Origin of the sequence: Edaphosphingomonas laterariae, assembly GCF_900188165.1 — a bacterium.
Lineage (GTDB): Bacteria > Pseudomonadota > Alphaproteobacteria > Sphingomonadales > Sphingomonadaceae > Sphingomonas_E > Sphingomonas_E laterariae.
On the sequence record NZ_FZOS01000001.1, the window covers coordinates 271052 to 296312 of the forward strand.

Here is a 25261-nt window from a genome sequence, read left to right on the forward strand (position 1 = left end):
CCCTCCGCCGCAGATCAATCCGACGACGGCAGCGCCTTGGCCTGCTTGATGCCGATATCGTAACCGGCAACCGTGATCGTCCCCTCGCCACCCTTGGTGCAGAGGAACTCCATCGTCTCCTGGGCGTCGGTGTAACGCTTGCCGGTCAGCGATCCGCCCGCCAGCGCCGGATCCAGCGCCGCGCCGGTTCCCGCCTCATCGCCGGCCAGCGCCGGAGCGCCACCGATCCTTATGTCCAGCGGCTCGGCGGGCACGCGCAAAACCATGATCTGCGTGTCGCAGACTGCGCTCTTCAGCTTCACCCCCGCCTTATACTGAGTCGCCATTCCTCGCCCTCTCCGCGATAAAATGAATGCGATTCAATCTAGGGCCGGGCGACGCCCGGTCAAGCGCAATATATTACTCTCACCCGGCCTTTTGTGACAGGCCGGGCTACGCAATATGTCAGAGGTCGCCGCGCGGCTCGCGCGGCAGGCCCAGGCCGCGTTCGGCAATGATATTACGCTGGATCTGGCTGGAACCCGCATAGATCGTGTCCGAACGGCTCATCAGATGGGCGTGGACAAGGCCATCATAGCGATAATCGTCGCCGCCGACTTCGCCTGCGATGCCCAGCACGTCCATCGCCAGATCGCCCAGATCGCGATGCCAGCGCGACCAATAGAGCTTCGAGGTCAGCGCCGCGTCCTCAAGCTGCTGACTGCCTTCGTCGCTCAACATGCGCAGCGCGTTGAAGCGCATGATCGAAAGGCCGATCCACGCATCGGCGATACGCTGCCGCAGCACGGGATCCCCCGCCTTGCCGTTCGCCTTGGCGGCCGCGATCAACTGATCCATCTCGGTCTGGAAATGCATCTGCTGGACGAGCGTGGAAACGCCGCGCTCGAAGCCGAGCAGGCCCATCGCCACGGCCCAGCCATCACCGGGGCGACCGATCATGTCGGCATCGGCGGCGACCGCGCCGTCGAAAAAGACTTCGGCGAACTCGCTCTCGCCGGTCATCTGGCGGATCGGCCGCACCGTCACGCCCGGCTGATCCATCGGCATCAGCAGGAAGGACAGCCCCTTGGGCCCCTTGCTGCCTTCTTCGCTCCGCGCGACGACGAAGATCCAGTCGGCGATAGAGCCCATCGACGTCCAGATCTTCTGGCCGTCGACGATCCACTTGTCGCCATCCTTGCGCGCACGGGTGCGGACATTGGCGAGGTCGGAACCGGCATTGGGTTCCGAATAGCCCTGGCACCAGATCGCATTGCCATTGGCGATGCCCGGCAGATGCCGCGCCTTCTGCTCGTCATTGCCATAAGCGATGATCGTCGGGCCGGCGAGTTCGATGCCGATATGCCCGATCCGCGACGGCGCGTGCGCGCGGGCATATTCCTCGGCGAAAACGACCTGCTCCGCGATGCTCGCGTCGCGCCCGCCATGTTCGGACGGCCAGCCGATGCAGGACAGGCGGGCACGGCCCAGTTCCTGTTCCCAGGCGCGCCGTTCGTCGATGGCATCGACATGGTTGTTGAGTCCGCGCAGATCCTTGAATGCGCCGCTTAGCCGTTCTTCCAGCCAGGTGCGCGTTTCTTCACGGAATTCCTTGAGCGAAGCCATCAACCGCCTCTCGAACCAATCGCCATTTTGCCGATGGCGATGCGGCAATGCGCGGCGCTTGTCAAATCCGCACGCGCAATGCGTAGCCCTTTCGGCCCTTCATTCCGCAAAACGACAAAGCGCCGCCGGCCGCCGCCCTCACTTAGCGGCAGACGGAAGCCCCATCCACCGCCATGCTTTCCCCGCTGACGAAGCTCGCCGCGTCAGAGCAGAGCCATACCGCCGCCGCTGCGATTTCCTCGGCCCGGCCCATCCGGCCCATCGGCACCGTCTGGTCCATCAGCTTCTGGCGCTCGGCATCGCCGCCGATCGACTTTTCCATCATCGGCGTCAGCGTCGCCCCGGGGCAGACTGCGTTCACGCGGATGCCACGCCCGGCATATTCCTTGGCCGCCACCTTGGTAAGGCCGAGGACGCCGTGCTTGGACGCGGTATAATGCGGCATGCCCGGCGCCGGCAAAAACCCCGCGCCGGAGGAGATGTTGCAGATCGCCCCGCCGCCCTGACGCAGCATGACGCGCGCTTCATGCTGCATGCACAGGAACACGCCGGTCAGGTTGACGGCGATCACCCGATGCCATTCGTCGAGCGGAAACTCCTCAAACGCGCCCCAATTGCCGGCGATGCCCGCCGCATTCACCGCGCAATCGATCCGCCCGAACCGGGCCAGCGCCACATCGAACAGTTCGGCCACCGTGGCCGGGTTCGACAGATCACCGCCAAAGGCCAGCCCACGCCCCCCGAGCTTCGCCGCCGCCTGTTCTGCCGCCTCGCCCGAAATGTCGGCGATCACCACATTTGCGCCCGCCGCACCGAACTGTTCGACGCAGGCCAGGCCGATGCCGCTGGCCCCGCCCGTCACCAATGCCGTCTTGCCGGTGAAATCCATCAGATCGACCTCGATACTACCAGCTTCATGATTTCGCTCGTGCCGCCATAGATGCGCTGCACGCGGGCATCGCGCCACAGCCGCGCGATCGGATATTCGTTCATATAGCCAGCGCCGCCATGCAGCTGCAGGCAGGCATCCACCACCTCCCACTGCATTTCGGTGTGCCACAGCTTGCTGGCCGCCCCCTCAAACTGGTCGAGCTCGCCCGCCATGTGCCGCTTCAACGCCCAATCGAGATGCGCCCATCCGACCTGCAATTTGGTCTTGATATCGGCCAGCACGAACTTGGTATTCTGCTGATCGAAAACGCTTTTACCGAAGGCCTGGCGTTCCTTCACATATTTCACGGCCTCGTCGAAGGCGCGCTGCGCGGCGGCCTGCGCGCCGATCGCGACCGACAGCCGTTCCTGCGGCAACTGGTTCATCAGATAGGCAAAGCCCTGCCCTTCCGCGCCAATGCAATTGGTGATCGGCACGCGCACATCTTCGAAGAACAATTCGGACGTGTCGGCGGAATGCTGGCCGATCTTGTCGAGATTGCGCCCACGCTTGAAGCCTTCGCGATCGGCCTCCACCACGATCAGGCTGATGCCCTTCGCGCCCAGCGCCGGATCGGTCTTGGCCACCACGATCACGATATCGGCATTCTGGCCGTTGGTGATGTAGGTCTTGCTGCCGTTGATCACATAATGATTGCCGTCGCGCCGCGCCGTCGTCCGCACGCCCTGCAGGTCGGAACCGGCGCCCGGCTCGGTCATGGCGATCGCCGCGATCGCCTCGCCCGACACCATCTTGGGCAGCCAGGCGAGCTTCAGCTCCTCCGATGCGTAATCGACCAGATAGTCAGCGGCGATGTCGGTGTGGAGCGGCAGGCCCGCGGTCGAACCCGAATACCACAGTTCCTCGTCCACGATCGCGGCATAGCCGAAGTCCAGGCCAAGCCCGCCATAGGCTTCGGGCACATGCGGGCACAGCAGCCCGGCCTCACCGCACTTCAGCCAGAAGGCGCGATCGACGACCCCGTCCGCCTCCCAGCGATCGAGATTGGGCGTCAGCTCGCGCTCGAACAGCTTGCGCACGGTTTCGCGAAACTGTTCGTGCTCGGGCGTGTAAGCGGTCCGGCCTGCGACATTCAGCATGACATCCCCTCCTGCATTTTCACGCTTGAGTGAATGTCATTCATTTTGCTGTCAATGGAGCTTGGTCATATATTTGGCGTCGAAGCCGATCAGCTCGTCGATCCGTCCGTCGCGCACCTTATTGGCCCAATCGGGATCGGCCAGCAGCGCGCGGCCAACGGCGACAAGATCGAACTCACCGGCATCCAGCCGCCGCTCCACCTCGTCCAGTTCGCCCGGGCCAAAGCTGTCGAACAGCTTGGACTTGGCCGGCACGTCGAGCCCGACCGTGCCGACGGCGATGGTCGCAAGGCCGCTCAGCTTCTTCACCCAGCCGGCAAAGCTCAGGTCCGATCCCTCGAACTCGCGGCGGCTGAAGCGCGCGCCCGAACAATGCAGCATGTCCACCCCGGCATCCGCCAGCGTGGTGACGAGTTGCTCCAGCTCGGCCGGCGTATTGGCAAGCCGGATCGACCCGTCGGGTGATTTGTCCTGCGAAATCCGCATCAGGATCGCGAAATCGGGCCCGGTGGCCGCGCGCATCGCCTTCACCACCTCGGCGGCGAAGCGCGCGCGCTCCTTCAGCGTCGGGCCATTCCAGCCATCGTCACGCTGATTGGTCGCATCCCACAGAAACTGATCGATCAGATAGCCGTGCGCGCCGTGGATCTCGACCGCGTTGCAGCCCAGCGCCTTGGCGTTGGCGGCGGCCTCCGCATAGGCCGCGATCGTGTCGGCGATCGCCGCCTCGGTCATCGGTTCGGCCACCGTCTTGCCTGGCCACGGCATGCCCGACGGGCTGTCGATCGGCGCGTCGGGAAGGTTCCGCGTCGTATCATCCGGGCGCGCGCCGACATGCCAGAATTGCGGCGCGAAGCAGGCGCCCGTCGGCTTCACGGCATCGACCACCGCCTGCCACCCGGCCAGCGCGTCATCGCCGAAGAAATTGGGCACCGCCTTGTCCGGGCGCGATCCGTTGCGGCGGATGCCGACGCCTTCGGACAGGATCAGCCCGACACCGCCCTCGCCCCGCCGACGATAATAATCCGCGACGTTGGCGCCCGGCACGCCGCCCGGAGAAAATTTCCGGGTCATCGGTGCCATCACGATGCGATTGCGGGTCTTCAGCTTCGGATGATCGAACGGCTGGAACAGCGGCGAATCCGACATCTTATTCGGCTGCCGCGACAAGGGCATCCGCGCTGGCGGCGGCCTGACGGCCAGCCTGGCGGCCGAAGAAGGTGCAATCCGCCAGGCTCATGCCCGAGCTATAGCCATGCCCCCAACGCGGAAGGCCGGACGTCGCGCGCCCGGCGGCGAACAGGCCGGACACCGGCTTGCCAGCGCTATCCAGCACCTCGCCGGTCGGCAGCGTCGAAAGGCCGCCGAGCGTGAAGAAGGAGAAATAGCTGTCGCGGAAATTGAGTTCGAGCGCCACGAACGGCCCGTCGTCCAGCACCTTCAGCCATTGCGGATGCTTGTGGAAGATCGGGTCACGCCCTTCAGCCGCATAACGGTTGAACGTGTTCACCGTCGCCGCCAGCGTGCCTTCCGGCATGCCGAGCTCCTGCTCCACCTCTTCCCAGGTTTCGCCCACCGCCGCGATCTCGATACGGGCCAGATCGATCGGCCGTTCGAAAATGGCGTTATCCGCCAGCAGGTAGATACGATCGCCGGGCTGGTCGATCATCGTCCGGCTGACGCGGCCGTGATAGCAATCTTCGTTGATGAAGCGCTGGCCGCGCTGGTTCACCATGATGCCCTTCACCAGCGACGGCGGCATGATCCACGGGCAGGTGGTGAAGAACTGGTCCATGTGGATGGCATCGCCGCCCACGCCCATGCCCATCAGGATGCCCGAGCCATTGTCATTCTCGCCGATCGGGTCGGACAGGCGCAGAGCCTCCGGCGCGTAACGGCGGATCATGTCCTGGTTCATGCAGAAACCGCCGGTGCACAGCACCACGCCCCGCGTCGCGCGAACGAACAGCGGCTTGTTGTCGATCTTGACGACCAGCCCCGTCACCGCGCCCGAACGATCCACCACCAGCGAGAGCACGCGCGCATCGCAACGCACGTCCACACCCAGCTCGCGCGCCTTCGCCTCAAGGATATCGACCAGCTTGCGGCCGCCACCCCAGCCCATGTGCTGGATAACGTGGCCGCGCGGCGCCGGCTTGGCCTGCTCGCTGAACGGCCAGGCTTCCTCGCTGCCCGACCAGATCAGCGTGTCGTCCGTCTCCGGCTCGATGATCTTTCCGGGAACGAACGTGCCCTTATAGGGAACGCCCTGATCCTTCAGCCACTGGAAGTGATTGAGGCTTTCGCGCGCATAGAGGCCAACCTTCGCGGCATCGGCATCGGGGCCGCCAGCCGCCAGCAGATAGGCTTCCAGCGCCTCGACGCTATCGTCGAAGCCGGCGGCCTGCTGCACATCGGTGCCGCCACCGACATAGATTTCACCACCCGACAGCGCGGACGCGCCGCCGCTGCCCGAACCCATTTCGAAGATCGTCGTGCGTGCGCCGGCGGCTGCGGCCTCGATCGCGGCACTCGCGCCCGATGCCCCGAATCCCACCACCGCCACGTCGGTTTCCAGATCCCAATGGGACACGTCCTCATGGGCGAAGGGACGCGCGGTGGTGAATTCGGTCATGGGTATTCGATCCTCTCAAGCCCGCGCCTTTTGGCGCCGGGCACAGTCGTTCAGCGGGCGGGCGGCTCAGGCGGCGTCGCGGGCCTTGATCATGTCGAGCGCGACGTCGACGATCATGTCCTCCTGCCCGCCGACCATCTTGCGACGGCCGAGTTCGACGAGGATCGCGCGGGTATCGAGGCCGTAATCCGCCGCCGCCTTTTCGGCATGGCGAAGGAAGGACGAATAGACACCGGCATAGCCAAGGGCGAGCGTCTCGCGGTCGACGCGGACCGGGCGGTCCTGCAGCGGACGGACGAGATCTTCGGCCGCATCCATCAGCTTCATCACGTCGCAGCCATGGTTCCAGCCCTTGCGGTCAACGGCGGCGATGAACACTTCCAGCGGCGCATTGCCCGCGCCGGCGCCCATGCCGGCAAGGCTGGCGTCGATGCGGATCGCGCCTTCCTGCGCGGCGACGATCGAATTGGCGACGCCGAGCGAGAGGTTGTGGTGCGCGTGGATGCCGCGCTGCGTTTCCGGCTTCAGCACCTTTTCATAGGCGCGCAGACGATCGCGCACGCCATCCATGTCGAGCGCGCCGCCGCTGTCGGTGACGTAGACGCACTGCGCGCCATAGCTTTCCATCAGCACGGCCTGCTGGGCGAGCCGATCGGGATCGATCATGTGGCTCATCATCAGGAAGCCCGACACATCCATGCCGAGATCGCGGGCGATGCCGATATGCTGCTTCGACACGTCGGCTTCGGTGCAGTGCGTCGCCACGCGGACCGAACGCACGCCGAGATCATAAGCGCGCTTCAGTTCCTCGACCGTGCCGACACCCGGCAGGATCAGCGTGGTCAGCACCGATTTGGTCAGCACGTCGGCCACGGCTTCCAGCCATTCCCAGTCGGTATGCGCGCCGAAACCATAGTTGAAGCTCGCGCCCGAAAGCCCGTCGCCATGCGCGACCTCGATCGCGTCGACACCGGCTTCGTCGAGCGCCTTGGCGATCGCACGGACATGATCGAGGCCATACATGTGGCGGATCGCGTGCATGCCGTCGCGCAGCGTCACGTCCTGGATGTAGAGCTTGGTGGTGGTGGGATCGAAAGTCATCGTCTGTCTTCCCGACAAATACATTCTTCAGTCGTCATCCCAGCGAAGGCTGGGATCTCAGGCGATTTTCCGGCGCGCCTGCCGCACGAGATCCCAGCTTTCGCTGGGATGACGCACTGGCTTACGCAGCCGCCGCGCGCTGGTCGATCAGCTTGCGCGCCATCAGCTCGCCGGTCGCCTTGGCGGCGGCGGTCATGATGTCGAGATTGCCCGAATAGCTCGGCAGATAGTCGCCCGCGCCTTCAACCTCGAGGAAGATCGAGGTCTTGATGCCGGTGAACTCGCCACGGCCGGGAATTTTCAGCTTGTTGTTGTCGCCGTAACGCTCGAACTGCACTTCCTGCTTCAGGCGATAACCCGGCACATAAGCCTGCACCTTGGCCACCATCGCCTTCACCGAAGCACGGATCGCTTCCTCGTCAGCGCCCTCCGACAGCGTGAACACCGTGTCACGCATGATCATCGGCGGTTCGGCCGGGTTGAGGATGATGATCGCCTTGCCCTTCTCGGCGCCGCCCACCTTCTCGATCGCGCTCGCGGTCGTGCGGGTGAACTCGTCGATATTGGCGCGGGTGCCGGGGCCCGCCGAACGCGACGAAACCGACGCGACGATCTCGGCATAATGCACCTTGGCGACCTGGCTAACCGCCGCGACCATCGGGATCGTGGCCTGGCCGCCGCAGGTGACCATGTTCACATTGCCCTGGTCGAGATGCTCTTCCATGTTGACCGGCGGGATCGTGAACGGGCCAATCGCGGCCGGCGTCAGATCCACCACCAGCTTGCCGTCGGCGCGCAGCGCGGCGTCATGCACCTTGTGGGCATAGGCCGAAGTCGCGTCGAACACGATGCCGATCTCGGGATACACGTCCATCGCCTTCAGGCCGTCCAGGCCCTCATGCGTGGTCGCAACGCCGCGTTCGCGCGCCATCGCCAGACCTTCGGACTTCTCGTCGATGCCGACGACCGCCACCAGCTCCATATTCTGCGGATACTTGATCATCTTGATCATCAGGTCGGTGCCGATGTTGCCCGAACCGATGATCGCCGCTTTGACCTTGCCCACGTCTTTAACTCCTTACACGAACCGGGCGGTGCAACGACCGATCCCATGCAGTTCCATTTCGAAAACGTCGCCGGCCACCGCCGGTGCCAGCGGCACCAGGCTGCCCGACAGGATCACGTCGCCCGCATTCAGCGTCACACCATGCGCGCCCAGCGTATTCGCCAGCCAGGCCACCGCCTGCAACGGCGATCCCTGCACGGCCGAACCATAGCCTTCCGACAGCGGCTCGCCATTCTTGGTGACGGTGACATGCAGCGCCGGCAGGTCGAAATCACGGGGATCGACCCGCGCGTCGCCCAGCACGAACACGCCGCAGGACGCATTGTCGGCCACCGTATCGACAATGCCGATCTTCCAGTCATGGATACGGCTGTCGACGATCTCGAAACAGGGCGCGATGCTCTCGGTCGCAGCCAGCACGTCCTCGGCCGTGATGCCCGGCCCGTTCAGGTCGGACTTCAGGATGAAGGCGATCTCGGCCTCGGCGCGCGGCTGGATCAGCCCGTTCGCGGCGATGTCAATATCGCCTTCGATCCACATCCGGTCGGTCAGGAAACCGAAGTCCGGCTGGTGCACGCCCAGCATGTCCTGCACGGCCTTGCTGGTTACGCCAATCTTCTTGCCGACCACCTTCTCGCCATCGGCCTGCCGGCGGGCGAGCGCATCGAGCGAGATCGCATAGGCATCGTCGATGGTAAGCGAGGCATCGCGCGCCATCAGCGGCGTCACGGTCCGCCGCTCGCGCAGCGCCTCGTAAAGTTCCTGTCCGTACTGCTCAGCCTTGCTCAAGATCCTCGACCCTCTTCAACCGGGACAAGCACGGCCGAACCTTGCGAGTCCGGCCGTGCCTGCAATGATTATGCGCCGTTCTTACAGGAAGAAGAAGGACGGCCCTTCACCCAACAGCCCGTTCGTCAGATCCGGCCCCATATTGTTGGGATCGTTGGCAACGTGGGCGCGCGCGGCGTTGAGGTCGAGCCAGGGCTGGACGATCGGGCTCGAATTATACACCGCCCGGCCGCCGAGCAGCGGCATCAGATCGTCGATCAGATCGGCGCAGCGCCGCACCACGCTCGACGACTGGTAGCGATAGAGCGTGCGCTTCTCCATCGGGATCGGCTCGCCGCTCTCGGCAATCGCGATCAGGTCGTCGAAGTTCCGACGCAGCACCAGCTCCATTTCGTCGAGCTGCGCATAAGCCTTGGCGATGGCGTTCAGCAGCACCGGATCGCTCTTGGAAGCCTTGCCGGTGTTGGTCGACACGCGATCCTTGGTGATCTGGACCGCCGCGTTGATGCCCGCACGCGTGCCGCCGAGCGCCGCCGACGACACCAGCCGCAGGAACACCTGCGCCCAGGGCAGGCGGTAAAGCGGCGCGTCATTTTCCTTCTGGCCCGGGTTCGTGCACATGAAGCCGTCCGACGCCTTGTGCGTGCGATAATCGGGCACGAAGGCGCGATCGACCACGATATCGTGGCTGCCGGTGCCCTGCAGGCCGAACACATCCCAGGTGCGTTCGATCACATAATCGGTACGCGGGACGAGGAAGGTGCGCATGTCCGGCGCGCCACCCGGCTCGGCCGGCGGAATCAGCGCGCCCAGCAGCACCCACTGGCAATGCTCGCTGCCGGACGAAAAGCCCCAGCGACCCGAAAGATAGAAGCCGCCTTCGGTCCGTTCGACCTTGCCGACCGGCTGGTAGGAAGACGAAACGAGGATGCTGTCATCCTCACCCCACACGTCCACCTGCGCCTGATCGTGGAACAGGGCCAGTTCATACGGGTGGCCGCCGACCACGCCATAAACCCAGCCCGTCGACATGCAGCCTTCGGCCAGCAACTTCTGCACCTCGAAAAACACGTTGGGGTGCATTTCATAACCGCCCCAGCGCTTGGGCTGGAGGATGCGGAAGAAGCCCGCTTCCTGCATTTCGGCGATCGTTTCGTCGGGAACCTTCCAATCGGCCGTCGCCTGCTTCGCCCGCGCCTTAAGGGCAGGAATCATAGCGCGGGCACGGTCGATCAGCTCCTGCGGCGTCGGAATCACATCGGAGCCTTTCGAATTCAAAGCGGTTGCCATTCAACTCTCCACCAGCCACCTGCCTTCGGGCAGCGACGCCATCCGCCTGCAGGTTTCAGCTTATTCGTAGCGAAACTAGCATCCGCCTACGCAAGTCGTCAACAAGCCCGGCATTTGATTCGCTCCGTCGCGAAAAGCCATGTCTTCCATGCCGCCCTCCGGCAATCATGGCTGACGATTCGCGCGAGTCCGGCCATCGCAAACCATCATGATAGCCCGCAGATTTGGTGGCGCCGATAGCCGGCAATTCATCGCGCGTCGCCCATGCCGATCGGGCCATGAATCCATATGCGCAAATATTCCGACTTTACGTTACGCATATCCTATGTTGTCTGGCGCGCCGAAACGACAGTCACAATCGGAGATCAGGCATGGCTGACAAGGTAGCGGTGGTCACGGGCGCGAGTCGCGGGGCCGGCGCCGGCATCGCCCGCGCATTGGGCGCGGCAGGATATAAGGTCTATGTCACCGGCCGCACCACGGCCGAAGGCACGGCGGAATTTCCGGGCACGATCCACAGCGTCGCCAAGGAAATCCAGGACGCCGGCGGCGAAGCCGTCGCGGTCGCCGTGGACCACGCCAAGGACGAACAGGTCGAAGCGCTGTTCAAGCAGATCGAGGCCGAAGAAGGCCGGCTCGACATCCTCGTCAACAATGTCGCGCACATCCACCCCGAACTGATCACGCCGGGCGGCTATTGGGAACGCCCGCTGGGTCTTGTCGACATCCTCAATGTCGGCCTGCGTTCGCAATATGTCGCCAGCTTCTATGCCACGCCGCTGATGATGAAGACCGGCGGCGCGCTGATCGCCTTCACCTCGTCCTTCGGCAGCGTCTGCTACATGCACGGCCCCGCTTATGGCGCGCAGAAGGCCGGCGTCGACAAGTTCGCCGCCGATATGGGCGTGGACCTCAAGGATCATGACGTCGCCGCCGTCTCGGTGTGGATGGGCCCGCTCGTCACCGAACGCACCCGCCGCGCCGCCGACGAACGGCCGGACCAGTACACCGAATTCCTGAAGATCGGCGAAAGCCCCGAATTCACCGGCAAGGTGATCGCCGGCATCCATCAGGATCCCAAGCGCATGGAGCTTTCGGGCCAGACGGTGATCGGCGCCGAACAGGCGCAGGTCTATGGCATTCAGGACAACGGCAAGACGCCGCCTTCCTATCGCGAGATGCTGGGCGAACCGCGCATTCCGCATCCCGCCATCGTCCGCTGATCGCCAGCGCGACAACAAAGGAAAGGCCCGGCATCGTCCGGGCCTTTTCCGTTTGATCGGAAGCGGCTAAGCGGCGGCGATGGCGCGGACGAAACGGGCAAAGAAGCGGACATCGACGGGGCGATCCTGGCCACGGCGCATCTGGCGCTGGACGTGGCGGGGCGCCGTCGCCTTCGTCGGCGTCTCTTTATTATGGGTGCTGATCTACAAGTTCGTGCCGCCGCCCGTCACCTTCACCATGCTCGGCAACGCGATCGACGGGCGCGGGATCGACAAGGACTGGATGAGCCTCCGTCGCATGGATCCCGACATGGCCCGCGCCGCGATCGGCGGCGAGGACTGGAATTTCTGTTCCCACCACGGCTTCGATTTCAAGGCCATCCAGCAGGCGATGAAGGACAATGCCGATGGCGGCCGCATCCGCGGCGGCTCCACGATCAGCCAGCAGACGGCCAAGAATGCCTTTCTGTGGCAGGGTGGCGGCTATTTCCGCAAAGGGCTGGAAGCCTGGTTCACCGTCCTGATCGAAGCGATCTGGGGCAAGAAGCGGATCATGGAAGTCTATCTCAACATCGCCGAAACCGGCATCGGCACCTATGGCGCCAATGCGGGGGCGCAGCGTTATTTCCGCCATGATGCGTCGCGACTGACGTCGACGGAAGCGGCGCGCATCGCCGCCGTCCTGCCGCTGCCGAAGAAGCGTGAGGCGATTTCGCCCACCGGCTTCACCCGCCGGCATGGCAACAAGATCGCCGGCCGTATCGGCGTCGTCCAGCGCGGCGGCCTCGATAGCTGCCTGCGCTGACGCCGGCCGGCGGCTTCAATCCATGCCCGTGCCCCAGGCATGGCCGAACTGGATGTAGAAGACACCCCCGCCCGGCCCATAGGCCACGTCGAGCCCGGCATCGAGGCCGAGCTTACGGGCCAGACGATAACGAAAACCGCCGCCGCCCGCGAAAATCGCCCCGGAATCTCGGAAAAGGCGGCGATCGCCGGCATCTGCCGATCCATAGCCGGCAAAGGCCAATATCGCCCAGCGGTCGTTCAACTGCCGGGTCACCTCGACTTCGGAACTGAACACCGTGCTACCCTGATAACGCTGCATTTCCACGCCGCGCAGGTTGACCGCCGGCGCGAAATAGATCGGGAAATTGTCCCGCGCGGCATCCACCTCCAGCTTGTAGCCAAGCCGCCAGTCTGATGTCAGCGGGTGAAAGCTGTAGAAACCGGCCTTGTAGGTCTGGAAGGTGCGGTCGCTGCCAAAGGCGTCGGCATTGAATTTGCCTTCGACAAAGACGTTCATGCCCCGCGTCGGCGTCACCGCATTGTCTCGGCCGTCGAAATGCATGCCAAAGCCCAGCGCTCCGGTCTTGAGCTTGCGGTTGAAATCGCGGTCCAGCTCGATCGGCGGGTTCTGGAACTCGATGCTCGATTCCAGCCGCCGAAAATCGATCATCGGCCCGACGGAGAACCGATCGTCGGCGAAATGGATCAGGGCCGACGCCAGCACGCCATATTTATACTTGTTCGTATATTCGAGCGGTGCCTGCAAAAAACGGGGGTGAGCATCCAGCGTGATCTTCCCCTGCGCCAGCCCGAATTTGTAGCTGACACGGCCGTCAAATGCCTGGCCCGACTGGAAATAGCCATAACCGTAGGATCCGTTTCCGGTCAGCGCGCCGCCCAATATCCGCCGGGTCACGCGCCGGGGATTGTCCCTGGGCACGGTGATGAACTGGGCGGCCACGCCGAAGCCACCATCGACGGCCGGTTCGGTGATGATCACCGGCATCGGGATGAAGCCGCCCTTCGCCAGCACGTTCGAAAAATCGACCTTCCCGTCCTCCTCATCGACAAAGCGGTCGAAGAACTTGGCGATCGGCTTTTCCGACGCGGCTTCGTCAGCGGTCGGCGCGGCCTGCGGGGCCTCGGGCCCGTCCTGCGCAAGGGCCGCCGATGTGCCGGCGAAATACCCTGCAAGCAGCAGCATCGCCCTGCCCGCCCATGGCCCGACACTTTCGCCCGCTGGCCGCTTCCTCTGCACCATCCGCGCCTCGCATCCCCGGATGAGACTGGCTTAGCCAAAGCCAAAAGCGCGAACCATCGGGGTTTCCCCCGGTGCGGCGGCCATCCGATCCGGCGTCGTCAGCCGCCCAGCAGGCTATCCACCCATTGCACGACCAGCCGGCTTGCCGGGCCGATCCGCGTCTTGTCGAAGAAATGGCTGCCGGCGGACGGGTCCAGGTTCAGTTCCAGCGTCCGCGCACCATAATGCCGGGCGGTCTGCACGAAGCCCGCCGCCGGATAGACCGCGCCGGATGTGCCGATCGACACGAACAGGTCGGCATCTTCCAGCGCAGCCTCGATCCGCTCCATCTGGTAGGGCATTTCGCCGAAGAACACGATGTCGGGCCGCAATCCACCCGGCGCACCGCAGGCGGGACAGGCCGGGCCATCGATCAGCGTGTCCATCCATTCCGAACGCCCGCCGCACCGCCGGCAGAGCGCGGATTTCAGCTCGCCATGCATGTGCAGCATGCGCTGTGCGCCGGCCCGTTCGTGCAGGTCGTCGACATTCTGGGTGACGATCAGCAGTTCGCCCTTCCACCCGGCGTCCAGCCGCGCCAGCGCCCGATGCGCGGCATTGGGCTCCACCGATGCCAGTGCGGCGCGGCGCGCGTCATAGAAGGTCTGCACCAGCACCGGATCGCGCGCCAGCGCCTCCGGCGTGCAGATATCCTCCACCCGATGCCCTTCCCACAGGCCGTCGGGCCCGCGAAAGGTGGCAAGGCCGCTTTCGGCCGAAATGCCGGCCCCGGTCAGGATGACGATATTCTCGATCGGGCGCATGTCGTTTCCGCTGCTCGCTTTATGCCTGCCACCGCCATAGAAGCTGCGCCATGTCGAAGTCCACGCCCGCCACGAACGCCCTCGCCAAGGCCAGGATCGCCTTCACCCTGCACGTCTATGATTATGATCCCGATGCCGCAAAGGTCGGCCTGCAGGCGGCCGAAGCGCGGGGCGAGGCCCCGCATCGCGTGCTCAAGACGCTTGTCGCCGAGGTCGATGGCAAGCCCGTCTGCGTCATCGCGCCGTCGGACAGCGAAGTCAGCATGAAGAAAGTCGCGGCGGCCTTCGGCGGCAAATCGGCAAGGATGATGCCCGTGCCCGATGCCGAAAGGATCACCGGATACAAGGTGGGCGGGGTCAGCCCATTCGGCCAGCGCAAGCGGCTGCCGACCGCGATCGAGGAAACCGCGCTCGCCGAACCCCATGTCTATGTGAATGGCGGCCAGCGCGGGCTGCAAATCCGCCTCGCGCCAGCAGATGCACGGGCCGCGGCGGGCGCGACGGCGGCGCCGCTGATCGCCTGATCAGATCAGCAAGGCAGGGTCTTCCCCCGTTTCCATCGGGAAGCCGCCCTCCCGCCAGGATTTCATCCCACCGTCGAGCGCCACGGCCCGCCCGAAGCCAAGCTCGCGCAAGGTCGCGGCTGCCAGCGTGGAAATCTTGCCGAGTTCGCAGACCGTCAGGATCTCGAGATTGGGGTCGGGAAAGGTCTCGTCGACCTTCAGTTCCAGTTGCCCGCGCGCGAGGTGCAGCGCGCCCGGAATATGGCCACGGGCATAGGCATCCCGTTCGCGCACATCCAGGATCACAAAGTCGTTGCGCTTCCCCTCCAGACGGCCCGCCAGCCCTTCCAGCGATACGAACGGCACGCCCAGCGCCGCTTCCGCCAGCAATTGCCGCACCGTCTTGCCGCCCGACATGTTGGTCCGCAGCGCTTCGGTCAGATGGGTCGGGGCGGAAAGGTTCAGGCCCCGCATCATCTCGATAAAGGCGGCTTCGTCACGCACCTGCAGCCGGGGATTACCGTCGATCTCGGTGCCGATGCTGCTGTGCGTGCGGCCCTTATAATCATGCGCCGGGAACACCAGCGTCTCGCGATCCAGCAACAGCAGCCGGGCGAACAGGCTGCGGTGAAGCTCCGCCGGATCGCCCGTCGGCAGATCGGTCCGCCCGGTCCCGCCGATCAGCAGCGTATCGCCCGTGAACACCCGATCATCGACATGCAGGCACATCGAATCGCGCGTGTGCCCGGGGGTGTGCATCACCTTCAGCCGCAGCGCGCCCACCGCGATCAGATGCCCGTCGTCGACGCGCATCGCGACATGCGGTGCGGGGCTGTTGCGATGCATCACCACCGTCGCGCCCATCCGCTCGGCCAGTTGCCGCGCCGCCGAGAAATGGTCCGCATGGGTGTGCGTCTCGATGATGTAGCGCACCCGCAACCCCTCACGGTTGGCGATGCCGACATAGCGGTCGATCTGGCCGAGCGCGGGATCGATGATCGCGGCAGCACAGCTTTCCGCGCAGCCGATCACATAGGATTGGCAACCTCCGTCCGCGACTTGCTGGAAGAACATCGCCACCCCCCTTGTCCTGTCGCCGTTCAGTCGGCCGGCTGCGGCACCACCCGCAAATATGGCTTCACCGTCTTCCAGCCATCCGGAAAGCGTTCCCGCGCTTCCTCGTCGCTCATCGATGGCACGATGATCACGTCGTCGCCCTGCTTCCAGTTCACCGGTGTCGCCACCTTGTGACGCGCCGTCAGCTGGCAGGAATCGAGCAGCCGCAGAACCTCGTCGAAATTGCGCCCCGAACTCATCGGATAGATCAGCATCGCCTTGATCAGCTTGTCAGGGCCGATCAGAAACACGGTGCGCACCGTCTGGTTGCCCATCGCCGTGCGGCCTTCCGACGATCCTTCCTCGTCGATCGGCAGCATGCCGTAAAGCTTGGCCACCGCCAGATCATGATCGCCGATGATCGGATAGGTCACGATCGATCCCGTCGCATCCCTTATATCGCCCAGCCAGCGGTCATGATCATCCACCGGATCGACCGACAGGCCGATGACCTTGCAGTCGCGCGCCTCGAAATCGGGCAGCAGCTTGGCAAGATAGCCAAGCTCCGTCGTGCAGACCGGCGTGAAATCCTTGGGATGCGAAAACAGCACGCACCAGCCGTCGCCGATCCAGTCGTGGAAATTGATCCGTCCGCGTGTGGTTTCGGCGGTGAAATCCGGTGCGACGCTGCCAATCGAAAGGTTCATGACGCCATCCCTTCCCACGCCCCCGGCGGCGGAAACTACGCCTGTTCGGGGGCGATCGGAAGTCCGGCCACGGGGGGATGGATTTCAGTGTGCAGCTACGGGACGTTGCGTCGTGCGCGCCGGCGGTGCCTTGCCGTGGAAGCTGGCCGTGGTTTCGAGAATCAGTTCGGCGCCGCGTTCGATGGCGCCGCCATAATCGCCAAAAGCCTCGCGGGTCGCATCCCGCTGCCGTTCGATCAGCGCCGGATGCCGCTCGCGAGCGCGGTCGACCGCCGCGATGATGTCGCCGGGTTCGTCCACCACCTCGCCCAGATGCCAGCCTGCATAGCGCGGATCGGCGCGCCAATCGGCGCCATGCGCGTTGACGAAAACCGCCGGTCGCGGCGTCGCCAGAAACTCGTAGAACTGGCTCGACATGTCCCCAAGATAGACGTCGGCCGCCTGCGCATAGGTCATGTCGATCATCCGCACGGAATCGAAATCGACGATGATTCGTTCCGGGTCCGCCAGGCGTGTCCATTCGGCCCGCTCGTCGGCGGACATATCGCCACCCAGCCGGATATGCGGCGCCACGACGAGGTTATAGGCATCCTGCCGCCGAAACGCGTCGACGATCTCCCGCGCCCGCGTCCAGGACGACAGGCCAAGGTCGAAATGCGCGTTGTAGAACACGACCGGCCGGTCATTGGGGAAAAGCGCGGGCCGCGCACCACCGCATCGCGACAGATAATCCAGCTTCACATAGCCGCATTGCCGCACGCGGGCCGGATCGAGATGCTGAACGCCCACCGCGCGCCGAACGTCCTTCTTGCCCGGCACCGCCACCATGTCGAAAGCCCGCAGCCGGCTTTCCGAAGACGGCGCGCGATCACCCGCGCCATGCCGGAAATGGATCATCAGGCTGCGGCCAAGCCCCATATGGCGCAGGGCGGCCGACGTGCGTTCGGGCGTGATGATCGCCGCCGCTCGCTTCAACCGGGTCGCCAGGCGCATCAGCGTCGGCAGCTTACGCAGCGACTGGTGGTGGAGGATCCGCGCCAGCCCTTCCGCCCAGGCCGGCGGCGCGATCCGTTCCAGCACCAGCCGGTCGGCCGCCATCCGCCCGCGCACATGTTCCAGCGCATTGCCGGTTTCGTCATCGGGATAAAGGCATGTCACCCGGGCGCGCGGCGCGAGTTGGCTCAGCCGGGCGGCAACTGGCGCCAGGTGGAAGACCTGATGCGGCCCTCCGATGAACAGGAACGCGAACTCCATGAAAACCGCCTACGCACACACAAATACACGCCCGTCGCCCCTCAACGATTGGCCATGTCATGTGTTGCACGAAAAAACGGCCATTGCGGGGCAGAAACCATATCCGCGCCACTGCCTTGCGGGGGGATGAACGGCCGGGTTCAGCGCGTTGCCGTCAGCAGATAATCCATCGCGACATTGTCGCTGAGGTGGAAGCCCTGCAGCGGCGTGAAGGAAAGGCCCGTCACGTCGGCCACCTTCAGGCCGGCATCCTCCACCAGCCCCTTCAACTCCTCGGGCGTCAGGAATTTGTGCCAGTCGTGCGTCCCCTTGGGGATGCCGCCCACGCTTTCCCCCACGGTGATCAGCGCAAGACGCGACATCGGCGTGCGATTGGGCGTCGAAAGCACCATCAGCCCGCCGGGTGCCAGCGCGCCGGCCAGCCCGGCGACGAAGGCCGCCGGGTCGGCAACATGCTCGATCACTTCCAGCGAGGTTACGAGATCGAAGCTCTCACCCGCCAGCGCCTCGACGCCGCCGGCCCGATAATCGATCGCCAGCCCCTGCCCTTCGGCATGGTGGCGCGCGACGGCGATATTCTCGGGCGCGGCGTCGATCGCGGTAACAGCACCGCCCAGCCGCGCCAGCGGCTCGGCCAGCAACCCCGCGCCGCAACCGACGTCCAGCACACGCTTCCCGGCCAGCGGCCGGAAGCCTTCGCTATCGCCGTGCCAGTGATCGTCCATGGCCGAACGGATATAGCGCAGCCGCACCGGATTGAGCCGGTGGAGCATGGCGGACGAGCCTTTGGGATTCCACCAATCGGCGGCCATGGCGCCGAAACGGGCGGCCTCGGCTGGGTCGATCGTGGTCGGGTTTGTATCGGGCGTGCTTGCGTTCATGGTTCCACCTCCCTATCAGGCCGCCACACCGCGCGCCAAGCCGGTTCCTGTTAGAGCTAGAAGACCTGCCGATGGCCCGTATCGTCATGAAGTTCGGCGGCACCTCGATGGCCGGCATCGAGCGTATCCGCAACGTCGCCAACCGCGTTAAGCAAGAGGTGGACGCCGGCAATCAAGTCGCTGTCGTGGTATCTGCCATGGCGGGCGAAACCGATCGCCTCGTCAATTTCTGCCGCGAAGCGTCGCCCCTTTACGATCCCCGCGAATATGACGTGGTGGTGGCATCGGGCGAACAGGTCACCAGCGGCCTGCTCGCCATCGTGCTGCAGTCCATGGGCGTCAACGCGCGCAGCTGGCTTGGCTGGCAGTTGCCGATCCGCACGTCGGACGCGCACGCCTCGGCCCGCATCGCCACGATCGACACCGAAGCGCTCGGCGCCGCCCTCGCCACCGGCGAAGTCGCTGTGATCCCGGGTTTCCAGGGCATGGCCGATGGCGATCGCATCACCACGCTCGGCCGTGGCGGATCGGACACGTCGGCGGTCGCCGTGGCGGCTGCGATGAAGGCGGATCGCTGCGACATCTACACCGATGTCGACGGCGTCTACACCACCGATCCGCGCATCGTCCCCAGGGCGCGCAAGCTCAGCCGCGTCACCTATGAAGAGATGCTGGAACTCGCCAGCGTGGGCGCCAAGGTGCTGCAGACGCGGTCTGTCGGCCTGGCGATGAAGGAAAAGGTGCGCGTGCGTGTGCTCTCCTCGTTCGACGACAGCCGGGACGAGGATGGATATCGCGGCACGCTGATCGTCGGCGACGACGAGATCGAAGAGGGAAGCATGGAACGTCAGCTGATCACGGGCATCGCCCACGACAAGAACGAAGCCAAGGTGACGCTGGTCGCCGTGCCGGATCGTCCGGGCGCCGTCGCCACCATCTTCACGCCGCTGGCCGATGCCAGCATCAATGTCGACATGATCGTGCAGAATATCGCGCACGAAACCGGTTCGACGGACGTCACCTTCACCGTTCCGAAGGCGGAACTGACCCGCGCGCTCGACGTGCTGGAAAAGCAGAAGCCGACGATCGGGTTCGAGCGCGTCCTCCACGCGACCAACGTCTGCAAGGTCTCGGTCGTGGGCGTGGGCATGCGCAGCCATGCTGGCGTCGCAGCCACGATGTTCAAGGCGCTTGCCGATCGCGGCATCAACATCCAGGCGATCACCACCTCGGAAATCAAGGTCAGCGTGCTGATCGAGGACGATTATACCGAACTCGCCGTCCGCGTCCTCCACACCGCCTACGGCCTCGACGCCGAAGAAGAGGCTGACGCGTGAGCCTTGCGACCCCGCGCCTTGACGCGCTGATGGCCCGCGGGGCGGAGTTCCTCGGGGCCCGCTACGCCATCATGGCCGGCGCCATGTCGTGGGTGTCGGAGCGGCATCTCGTTGCCGCCATCTCGAATGCCGGCGGCTTCGGCGTCATCGCGTGCGGCGCGATGACGCCCGCGCTGCTCGATGCCGAGATCGCGGGCACCAAGGCGCTGACGGCCCGGCCGTTCGGCGTCAACCTGATCACCATGCACCCCGATCTCAACGAACTGATCGAGGTCTGCACCCGCCATCAGGTCGGCCATGTCGTGCTCGCCGGCGGGCTGCCGCCGGGCGGCGCGATCGACAGGATCAAGGCCTCCGGCGCGAAGGTGATCTGCTTCGCCCCCGCGCTGGCGCTCGCCAAGAAGCTTGTCCGTTCGGGCATCGACGCGCTGGTGATCGAGGGGATGGAAGCCGGCGGCCATATCGGCCCCGTGTCCACCTCGGTTCTGGCGCAGGAAATCCTGCCCGAACTGGCGGACAAGCTTCCCGTGTTCGTCGCCGGCGGCATCGGCCGGGGCGAGGCGATCGCCGCCTATCTGGAAATGGGCGCCGCCGGCGTCCAGCTCGGCACGCGCTTCGTCTGCGCGACCGAATCGATCGCCCACCCCAATTTCAAGAAGGCGTTCATCCGCGCCCCGGCCCGCGAAGCGGTGGCCAGCGTGCAGATCGATCCGCGCCTGCCGGTGATCCCGGTCCGCGCACTCAAGAACGCCTCCACCGAATTGTTCACCGCCAAACAGCGCGAAGTCGCCCAGGCGCTGGATGAAGGCCGCCTCGAAATGGCCGAGGCCCAGCTCCAGATCGAACATTATTGGGCCGGCGCGCTCCGCCGCGCGGTGATCGACGGCGATGTGGAAAATGGCTCGCTGATGGCCGGCCAGTCGGTCGGCATGGTCACGCGCGAAGAACCCGTCGCCGATATCGTCGCGGCGCTTGTCGCCGAGGCCGAAGGCGCCCTGTCCGCACGCGGCTGAAGCGACGCGGAGGCCGCTCTTAGGGCTCCGCTACCCCCATGAAACAGAAAAACCCCGGCTTTTCGGCCGGGGTTTTCCTATGACGTGCAATCGACGTCACATCCGATCAAAGATCAGTTGCTGACGGCGTCGTCATCGTCGTCGTCATTGTCGTCGACGATCGCCCACGTCACGCCGGCCACCATCGCGATGGCGCCGATGATCCAACCGGCACCGCCGGCCTTGTTGGCGTTCTTCACCGCAGCGCCGGAACGAATGCCCGGATTGTTGGCCACGCTCAGCGCCGACGCGCCGGAACTGGCACCAGTGGCAACCTGTGCTTGGGCGACGACCGGCGTGGCAATCATAGAGCCCGCCATCATCATGCCCAGAAGGCGCGAAAACCGCATATCTTCCTCCCAGTTGTCCGCCGGAAACTTCCCGGCAACGATCGCAACGCGTCCGATAGTTAAGTGGTTCCCTGCGCGGAAAATAATCCGAAAAGGGCCACCAACATCGAAATAGCAACGCCATGTTGACGCAAGAAATATAATCGAATCTAAACGCATCGGCAATGTGGAGGGGTATTTATGATAATTCCCGCGCTCGATCGCCATGCATCCACTATCCTCGGCGTGCTTCGGATCGTCACCGGCCTGCTATTCTTGTCCCATGGACTTGTGAAGCTATGGGGCTTTCCTGCGGGCGCCCAGCCCGGCGTTCAGCCCCTGATGTCGCTCCTCGGCGCGGCCGCCATTCTTGAACTGGTCGGCGGCATTCTCACCATCCTCGGCCTGTTCACCCGGCCGACGGCCTTCCTGCTCTCCGGCCAGATGGCCGTGGCCTATTTCCTCGTCCACGCCCCGCAGAGCTTCTACCCCGTCCTCAACGGCGGCGAGCCTTCCATCCTGTTCTGCTTCATCTTCCTCTATCTCGCCGCCGCCGGCGCCGGCGCCTTCAGCATCGACGGAATGAAACGCAGAAGTTGAACACCACGACCATCGCTACGCCGCGCCATCCGACCGGTGAAAGCGGCTAGGAGGGGTACCGCGCAACCGGCCGCCACAGGCAGCCCTTCACCGTGGGAACGTCTGAACGCGCCCAAACGCGATTCACGCGGCGGCAGCGGCGATAGCCACAAGCTCGGGTATCAGTGTGCAACAAGAGCCCAGAGCGATATCCGACCCGTTGAATCGGATATCGCTCCACGCCTCAGCCCAGTCGCTGGAGCGCGGCGGCCAGTCGTTCAGCCTCGGCTGACCGTTCGGCATGGTCGGCACGCGCCTTGGCCACCGCCTCGGGCTTGGCCTTCTCGGCAAAGCCCGGCGAGTTCAGCCGCTTGGCGAGCGCATCGCGCTCCTTTTCGGCGCCTGCGATCGCCTTGGCGAGGCGGGCCTTTTCGGCCGCGAGGTCGATCACGCCTTCCAGCGGCAGGACGAAGGTCGCCTCGTCCACCACCACCTGCGCGGCGCCGCCGGCCGGCGCCGGACCGGCGCTCACCGTGATGCGGGCAAGCCGGGCGATCGCCGCCGTCTGGCGGTCGAGCCGGGCCAGCGTTTCCGCACCGGCATCGCGCAGATGCGCCACCAGCTTCGCGCCGGGCGGCACGTTGAGTTCGGAGCGCGCGGCGCGCACCTCGCTCACCAGCCGGATCAGCCAGTCGATCTCCTTCTGCGCAGCCGGATCGATCGCGCGCGCATCCGCCATCGGCCAGTGCGCAAGGATCAGGTCATAGGGGCGATCACCCAGCGCATGCCACAGCTCTTCGGTGATGAAGGGCATGAACGGGTGGAGCATGACGAGAATCTGGTCGAGCACCCAACCCGCCACCTTCCGCGTCTCGTCCGCGCCAGCGCCGGCCTCGGCGAACAGCGGCTTGATCAGTTCGAGATACCAGTCGCAGAAGGTCGCCCAGGTGAACTGGTAGACGGTGTTGGCGCTCTCGTCGAAACGCAGGTCGGCCAGCGCGATATCCAGCGCCTGCACCGTCTTCACGGTTTCCGCGATGATCCAGCGGTTGACGGCAAGCTCAGCCGCCGGCGGCTCGATCTGCGCCGATGCGCCGATGCCGTTCGACTGGCAGAAGCGTGCGGCGTTCCACAGCTTGGTCGCGAAGTTGCGATAGCCTTCGACCCGCTTTTCATCGAGCTTGATGTCGCGGCCCTGGCTTTCCATCGCCGCCAGCGTGAAGCGCAGCGCATCCGCGCCGAACTTGTCGATCAGGCCCAGCGGATCGACCGTATTGCCCTTGGACTTGGACATCTTCTGCCCCTGGGCATCGCGGACGAGGCCATGGAGGTAGAGCGTCTTCCACGGCACTTCCTTCATGAAGTGCAGGCCCTGCATCGCCATGCGGGCATCCCAGAAGAACAGGATGTCGAAGCCCGAAATCAGCACATCGTTCGGATAATGCTTGGCGAGCTTGTCGGTCTGGTCCGGCCAGCCGAGCGTGCCGAACGGCCACAAAGCGGACGAGAACCAGGTGTCGAGCACGTCGCTGTCGCGCGTGATCGCCTTGTTGCCGGCCAGCGCCTGCGCCGCCGCCTCATCCTCGGCGACATAGACCTGGCCTTCGGCATCATACCAGGCCGGTATCTGATGGCCCCACCAGAGCTGGCGCGAGACGCACCACGGCTGGATATTTTCCAGCCAGTTGAACCACGTCTTCTTCCACGTTTCCGGCACGACGCGGATATCGCCATCGCGCACCGCCGCGATCGCGGGCTTCGCCAGCGTCTCGGCATCGACATACCATTGGTCGGTCAGCCAGGGTTCGATCACCACGCCCGAACGATCACCATAAGGCGTCTGGATGGTGCGCGGCTCGGCCTCATGCTCATTGCCGTCCTTGTCGACATGCGCGATCAGCACGCCCGCCGCCTTCAGCTGCTCCACCACCAGCTTGCGCGCGTCGAAGCGGTCGAGGCCCAGGAACTCGGCCGGGATCAGCCCGTCCGCCGTCTGCACCACTTTCGCGTCGGCATCGAGCATGTTGAGCATGTCGGCGGGACGGAAACCCGCGCGCTTGCCCACCTCGAAATCGTTGAAGTCGTGCCCCGGCGTGATTTTCACCGCGCCCGATCCCAGCTCCGGGTCGGCGTGGGTGTCGGCAACGATAGGGATCAGGCGGCCGGTGATCGGCAGGCGCACCTTCTGGCCGATCAGCGCGATATAGCGCTCGTCCTCGGGGTTCACCGCGACGGCCATGTCGGCCAGCATGGTTTCCGGCCGGGTGGTCGCCACCTCGATCACGCCCGATCCGTCCGCCAGCGGATAAGCGAAGTGCCAGAACTTGCCGGCGATTTCCTTGGTTTCGACCTCAAGGTCCGAGATCGCGGTCTTGAGGCCCGGATCCCAGTTCACCAGACGCTTGTCGCGATAGAGCAGACCCTGGTTGTAGAGATCAACGAACACCTTGAGGACCGCCTTCGAAAAGCCCTCGTCCATCGTGAAGCGTTCGTTCGCCCAGTCGCACGATGCGCCCAGCCGACGGAGCTGGCCGGTGATCGTGCCGCCGCTTTCGGCCTTCCACTCCCACACCTTCGCCACGAAATCCTCGCGGCTGTAATCGGTGCGTTTCTCGCCCTTGGCGTTCATCTGCCGCTCGACCACCATCTGCGTGGCGATGCCGGCATGATCGGTGCCGACCACCCACAGCGCATCCTTGCCTTGCAACCGCGCGTGGCGGATCAGGATGTCCTGCAGCGTGTTGTCCAGCGCATGGCCGATATGCAGGCTGCCCGTCACATTGGGCGGCGGGATGACGATCGTATAGGGTTGCGCGTCCGGCCGTTCGGGGCGGAAGCGGCCTTCCGTTTCCCAATGGGCATACCAGCGGGCCTCGATGGCGGCGGGGTCGAAGGTCTTGGCGAGTTCGGTCATGGCCGGGGCTTTAGCCGGGCCGGACGCGACAAGAAACCCGTTCCTTCAACCCCGGCCTG

At 64.9% G+C, this 25261-nt stretch carries 24 protein-coding genes; 6 read left to right on the forward strand and 18 right to left on the reverse strand.

The genetic code is table 11. The features are described from left to right. Nucleotides 1–14 precede the first annotated feature (14 nt). The 10 genes from CHB74_RS01185 to CHB74_RS01230 all read right to left on the reverse strand — a co-directional run bounded on the left by CHB74_RS01185 (nucleotide 15) and on the right by CHB74_RS01230 (nucleotide 10517). Complete coding sequence (locus CHB74_RS01185) at nucleotides 15–326, reverse strand: hypothetical protein (protein WP_089217758.1); 312 nt, start codon at nucleotides 324–326, stop codon at nucleotides 15–17. A gap of 118 nt (nucleotides 327–444) precedes the next feature. Then, nucleotides 445–1608 carry an acyl-CoA dehydrogenase family protein gene (locus CHB74_RS01190; RefSeq protein WP_089217992.1) on the reverse strand — a complete coding sequence of 388 codons (1164 nt, stop codon included), beginning with the start codon at nucleotides 1606–1608 and terminating at the stop codon, nucleotides 445–447. Nucleotides 1609–1747: 139 nt separating this feature from the next. Then, nucleotides 1748–2494, reverse strand: coding sequence for an SDR family NAD(P)-dependent oxidoreductase (locus CHB74_RS01195; protein WP_089217759.1), 747 nt, complete (start codon nucleotides 2492–2494; stop codon nucleotides 1748–1750). Continuing rightward, entirely contained in the window at nucleotides 2494–3636 is a 1143-nt protein-coding gene (locus tag CHB74_RS01200; protein ID WP_089217760.1) for an acyl-CoA dehydrogenase family protein, read from the reverse strand. The genes CHB74_RS01195 and CHB74_RS01200 overlap by 1 nt, the downstream gene beginning before the upstream one ends. 51 nt (nucleotides 3637–3687) lie before the next feature. After that, nucleotides 3688–4785, reverse strand: a complete 1098-nt coding sequence (locus CHB74_RS01205; RefSeq protein ID WP_089217761.1) for an oxidoreductase — start codon at nucleotides 4783–4785, stop codon at nucleotides 3688–3690. A 1-nt stretch (nucleotide 4786) separates the two neighbouring features. Beyond that, nucleotides 4787–6271, reverse strand: a complete 1485-nt coding sequence (locus tag CHB74_RS01210; RefSeq protein WP_089217762.1) for an FAD-dependent oxidoreductase — start codon at nucleotides 6269–6271, stop codon at nucleotides 4787–4789. A 66-nt stretch (nucleotides 6272–6337) separates the two neighbouring features. Further along, nucleotides 6338–7372: a 4-hydroxy-2-oxovalerate aldolase gene (gene dmpG / locus CHB74_RS01215; protein ID WP_089217763.1), complete on the reverse strand. Its 1035-nt coding sequence runs from the start codon at nucleotides 7370–7372 to the stop codon at nucleotides 6338–6340. A gap of 121 nt (nucleotides 7373–7493) precedes the next feature. Next, entirely contained in the window at nucleotides 7494–8438 is a 945-nt protein-coding gene (locus CHB74_RS01220) for an acetaldehyde dehydrogenase (acetylating) (RefSeq protein ID WP_089217764.1), read from the reverse strand. 12 nt (nucleotides 8439–8450) lie between these two features. Continuing rightward, nucleotides 8451–9227: a fumarylacetoacetate hydrolase family protein gene (locus tag CHB74_RS01225; RefSeq protein ID WP_089217765.1), complete on the reverse strand. Its 777-nt coding sequence runs from the start codon at nucleotides 9225–9227 to the stop codon at nucleotides 8451–8453. A gap of 81 nt (nucleotides 9228–9308) precedes the next feature. Beyond that, on the reverse strand, nucleotides 9309–10517 hold the full coding sequence (locus CHB74_RS01230; protein WP_089217766.1) for an acyl-CoA dehydrogenase family protein: 1209 nt from the start codon (nucleotides 10515–10517) through the stop codon (nucleotides 9309–9311). Nucleotides 10518–10888: 371 nt separating this feature from the next. Between CHB74_RS01230 and CHB74_RS01235 the strand changes: the two genes are divergently transcribed. Both CHB74_RS01235 and mtgA read left to right on the forward strand, forming a co-directional pair. Beyond that, nucleotides 10889–11740 carry an SDR family NAD(P)-dependent oxidoreductase gene (locus tag CHB74_RS01235; RefSeq protein WP_089217767.1) on the forward strand — a complete coding sequence of 284 codons (852 nt, stop codon included), beginning with the start codon at nucleotides 10889–10891 and terminating at the stop codon, nucleotides 11738–11740. Between the two features lie 79 nt (nucleotides 11741–11819). Continuing rightward, complete coding sequence (gene mtgA / locus CHB74_RS01240) at nucleotides 11820–12545, forward strand: monofunctional biosynthetic peptidoglycan transglycosylase (protein WP_089217768.1); 726 nt, start codon at nucleotides 11820–11822, stop codon at nucleotides 12543–12545. Between the two features lie 15 nt (nucleotides 12546–12560). Here mtgA and CHB74_RS01245 read toward each other — a convergent pair whose 3' ends face one another. Continuing rightward, entirely contained in the window at nucleotides 12561–13730 is a 1170-nt protein-coding gene (locus CHB74_RS01245) for a BamA/TamA family outer membrane protein (protein WP_089217769.1), read from the reverse strand. Between the two features lie 155 nt (nucleotides 13731–13885). Then, nucleotides 13886–14590 carry an NAD-dependent deacylase gene (locus tag CHB74_RS01250; RefSeq protein WP_089217770.1) on the reverse strand — a complete coding sequence of 235 codons (705 nt, stop codon included), beginning with the start codon at nucleotides 14588–14590 and terminating at the stop codon, nucleotides 13886–13888. A 50-nt stretch (nucleotides 14591–14640) separates the two neighbouring features. Here CHB74_RS01250 and ybaK point away from each other — a divergent pair, with 50 nt between their 5' ends. Then, nucleotides 14641–15114, forward strand: a complete 474-nt coding sequence (gene ybaK, locus CHB74_RS01255) for a Cys-tRNA(Pro) deacylase (protein ID WP_089217771.1) — start codon at nucleotides 14641–14643, stop codon at nucleotides 15112–15114. Here the strand turns inward: ybaK and CHB74_RS01260 are convergent, their stop codons facing one another. The 4 genes from CHB74_RS01260 to ubiG all read right to left on the reverse strand — a co-directional run bounded on the left by CHB74_RS01260 (nucleotide 15115) and on the right by ubiG (nucleotide 18991). Next, nucleotides 15115–16167 (reverse strand): MBL fold metallo-hydrolase, encoded by a 1053-nt coding sequence (locus CHB74_RS01260; protein ID WP_089217772.1) that lies wholly within the window; start codon nucleotides 16165–16167, stop codon nucleotides 15115–15117. Between the two features lie 26 nt (nucleotides 16168–16193). Further along, nucleotides 16194–16856 (reverse strand): peroxiredoxin, encoded by a 663-nt coding sequence (locus CHB74_RS01265; protein ID WP_089217773.1) that lies wholly within the window; start codon nucleotides 16854–16856, stop codon nucleotides 16194–16196. Between the two features lie 84 nt (nucleotides 16857–16940). Continuing rightward, nucleotides 16941–18110, reverse strand: a complete 1170-nt coding sequence (locus CHB74_RS01270; protein ID WP_179220658.1) for a hypothetical protein — start codon at nucleotides 18108–18110, stop codon at nucleotides 16941–16943. A gap of 140 nt (nucleotides 18111–18250) precedes the next feature. After that, the gene (gene ubiG, locus CHB74_RS01275) at nucleotides 18251–18991 is read right to left on the reverse strand and encodes a bifunctional 2-polyprenyl-6-hydroxyphenol methylase/3-demethylubiquinol 3-O-methyltransferase UbiG (protein WP_089217774.1); all 741 of its coding nucleotides are present in this window, start codon (nucleotides 18989–18991) and stop codon (nucleotides 18251–18253) included. 71 nt (nucleotides 18992–19062) lie between these two features. Here ubiG and CHB74_RS01280 point away from each other — a divergent pair, with 71 nt between their 5' ends. After that, nucleotides 19063–20328 (forward strand): aspartate kinase, encoded by a 1266-nt coding sequence (locus CHB74_RS01280; protein ID WP_089217775.1) that lies wholly within the window; start codon nucleotides 19063–19065, stop codon nucleotides 20326–20328. A gap of 29 nt (nucleotides 20329–20357) precedes the next feature. Next, nucleotides 20358–21341 (forward strand): NAD(P)H-dependent flavin oxidoreductase, encoded by a 984-nt coding sequence (locus tag CHB74_RS01285; RefSeq protein ID WP_089217776.1) that lies wholly within the window; start codon nucleotides 20358–20360, stop codon nucleotides 21339–21341. 113 nt (nucleotides 21342–21454) lie between these two features. Here the strand turns inward: CHB74_RS01285 and CHB74_RS21485 are convergent, their stop codons facing one another. Continuing rightward, nucleotides 21455–21937 (reverse strand): hypothetical protein, encoded by a 483-nt coding sequence (locus CHB74_RS21485; protein WP_144033679.1) that lies wholly within the window; start codon nucleotides 21935–21937, stop codon nucleotides 21455–21457. Between CHB74_RS21485 and CHB74_RS01295 the strand changes: the two genes are divergently transcribed. After that, nucleotides 21911–22309 carry a DoxX family protein gene (locus tag CHB74_RS01295; protein ID WP_089217778.1) on the forward strand — a complete coding sequence of 133 codons (399 nt, stop codon included), beginning with the start codon at nucleotides 21911–21913 and terminating at the stop codon, nucleotides 22307–22309. The two genes, CHB74_RS21485 and CHB74_RS01295, sit on opposite strands and share 27 nt — an antisense overlap. Before the next feature lie 223 nt (nucleotides 22310–22532). Here the strand turns inward: CHB74_RS01295 and CHB74_RS01300 are convergent, their stop codons facing one another. Next, nucleotides 22533–25202 carry a valine--tRNA ligase gene (locus CHB74_RS01300; protein WP_089217779.1) on the reverse strand — a complete coding sequence of 890 codons (2670 nt, stop codon included), beginning with the start codon at nucleotides 25200–25202 and terminating at the stop codon, nucleotides 22533–22535. Between the last annotated feature and the right edge of the window lie 59 nt (nucleotides 25203–25261).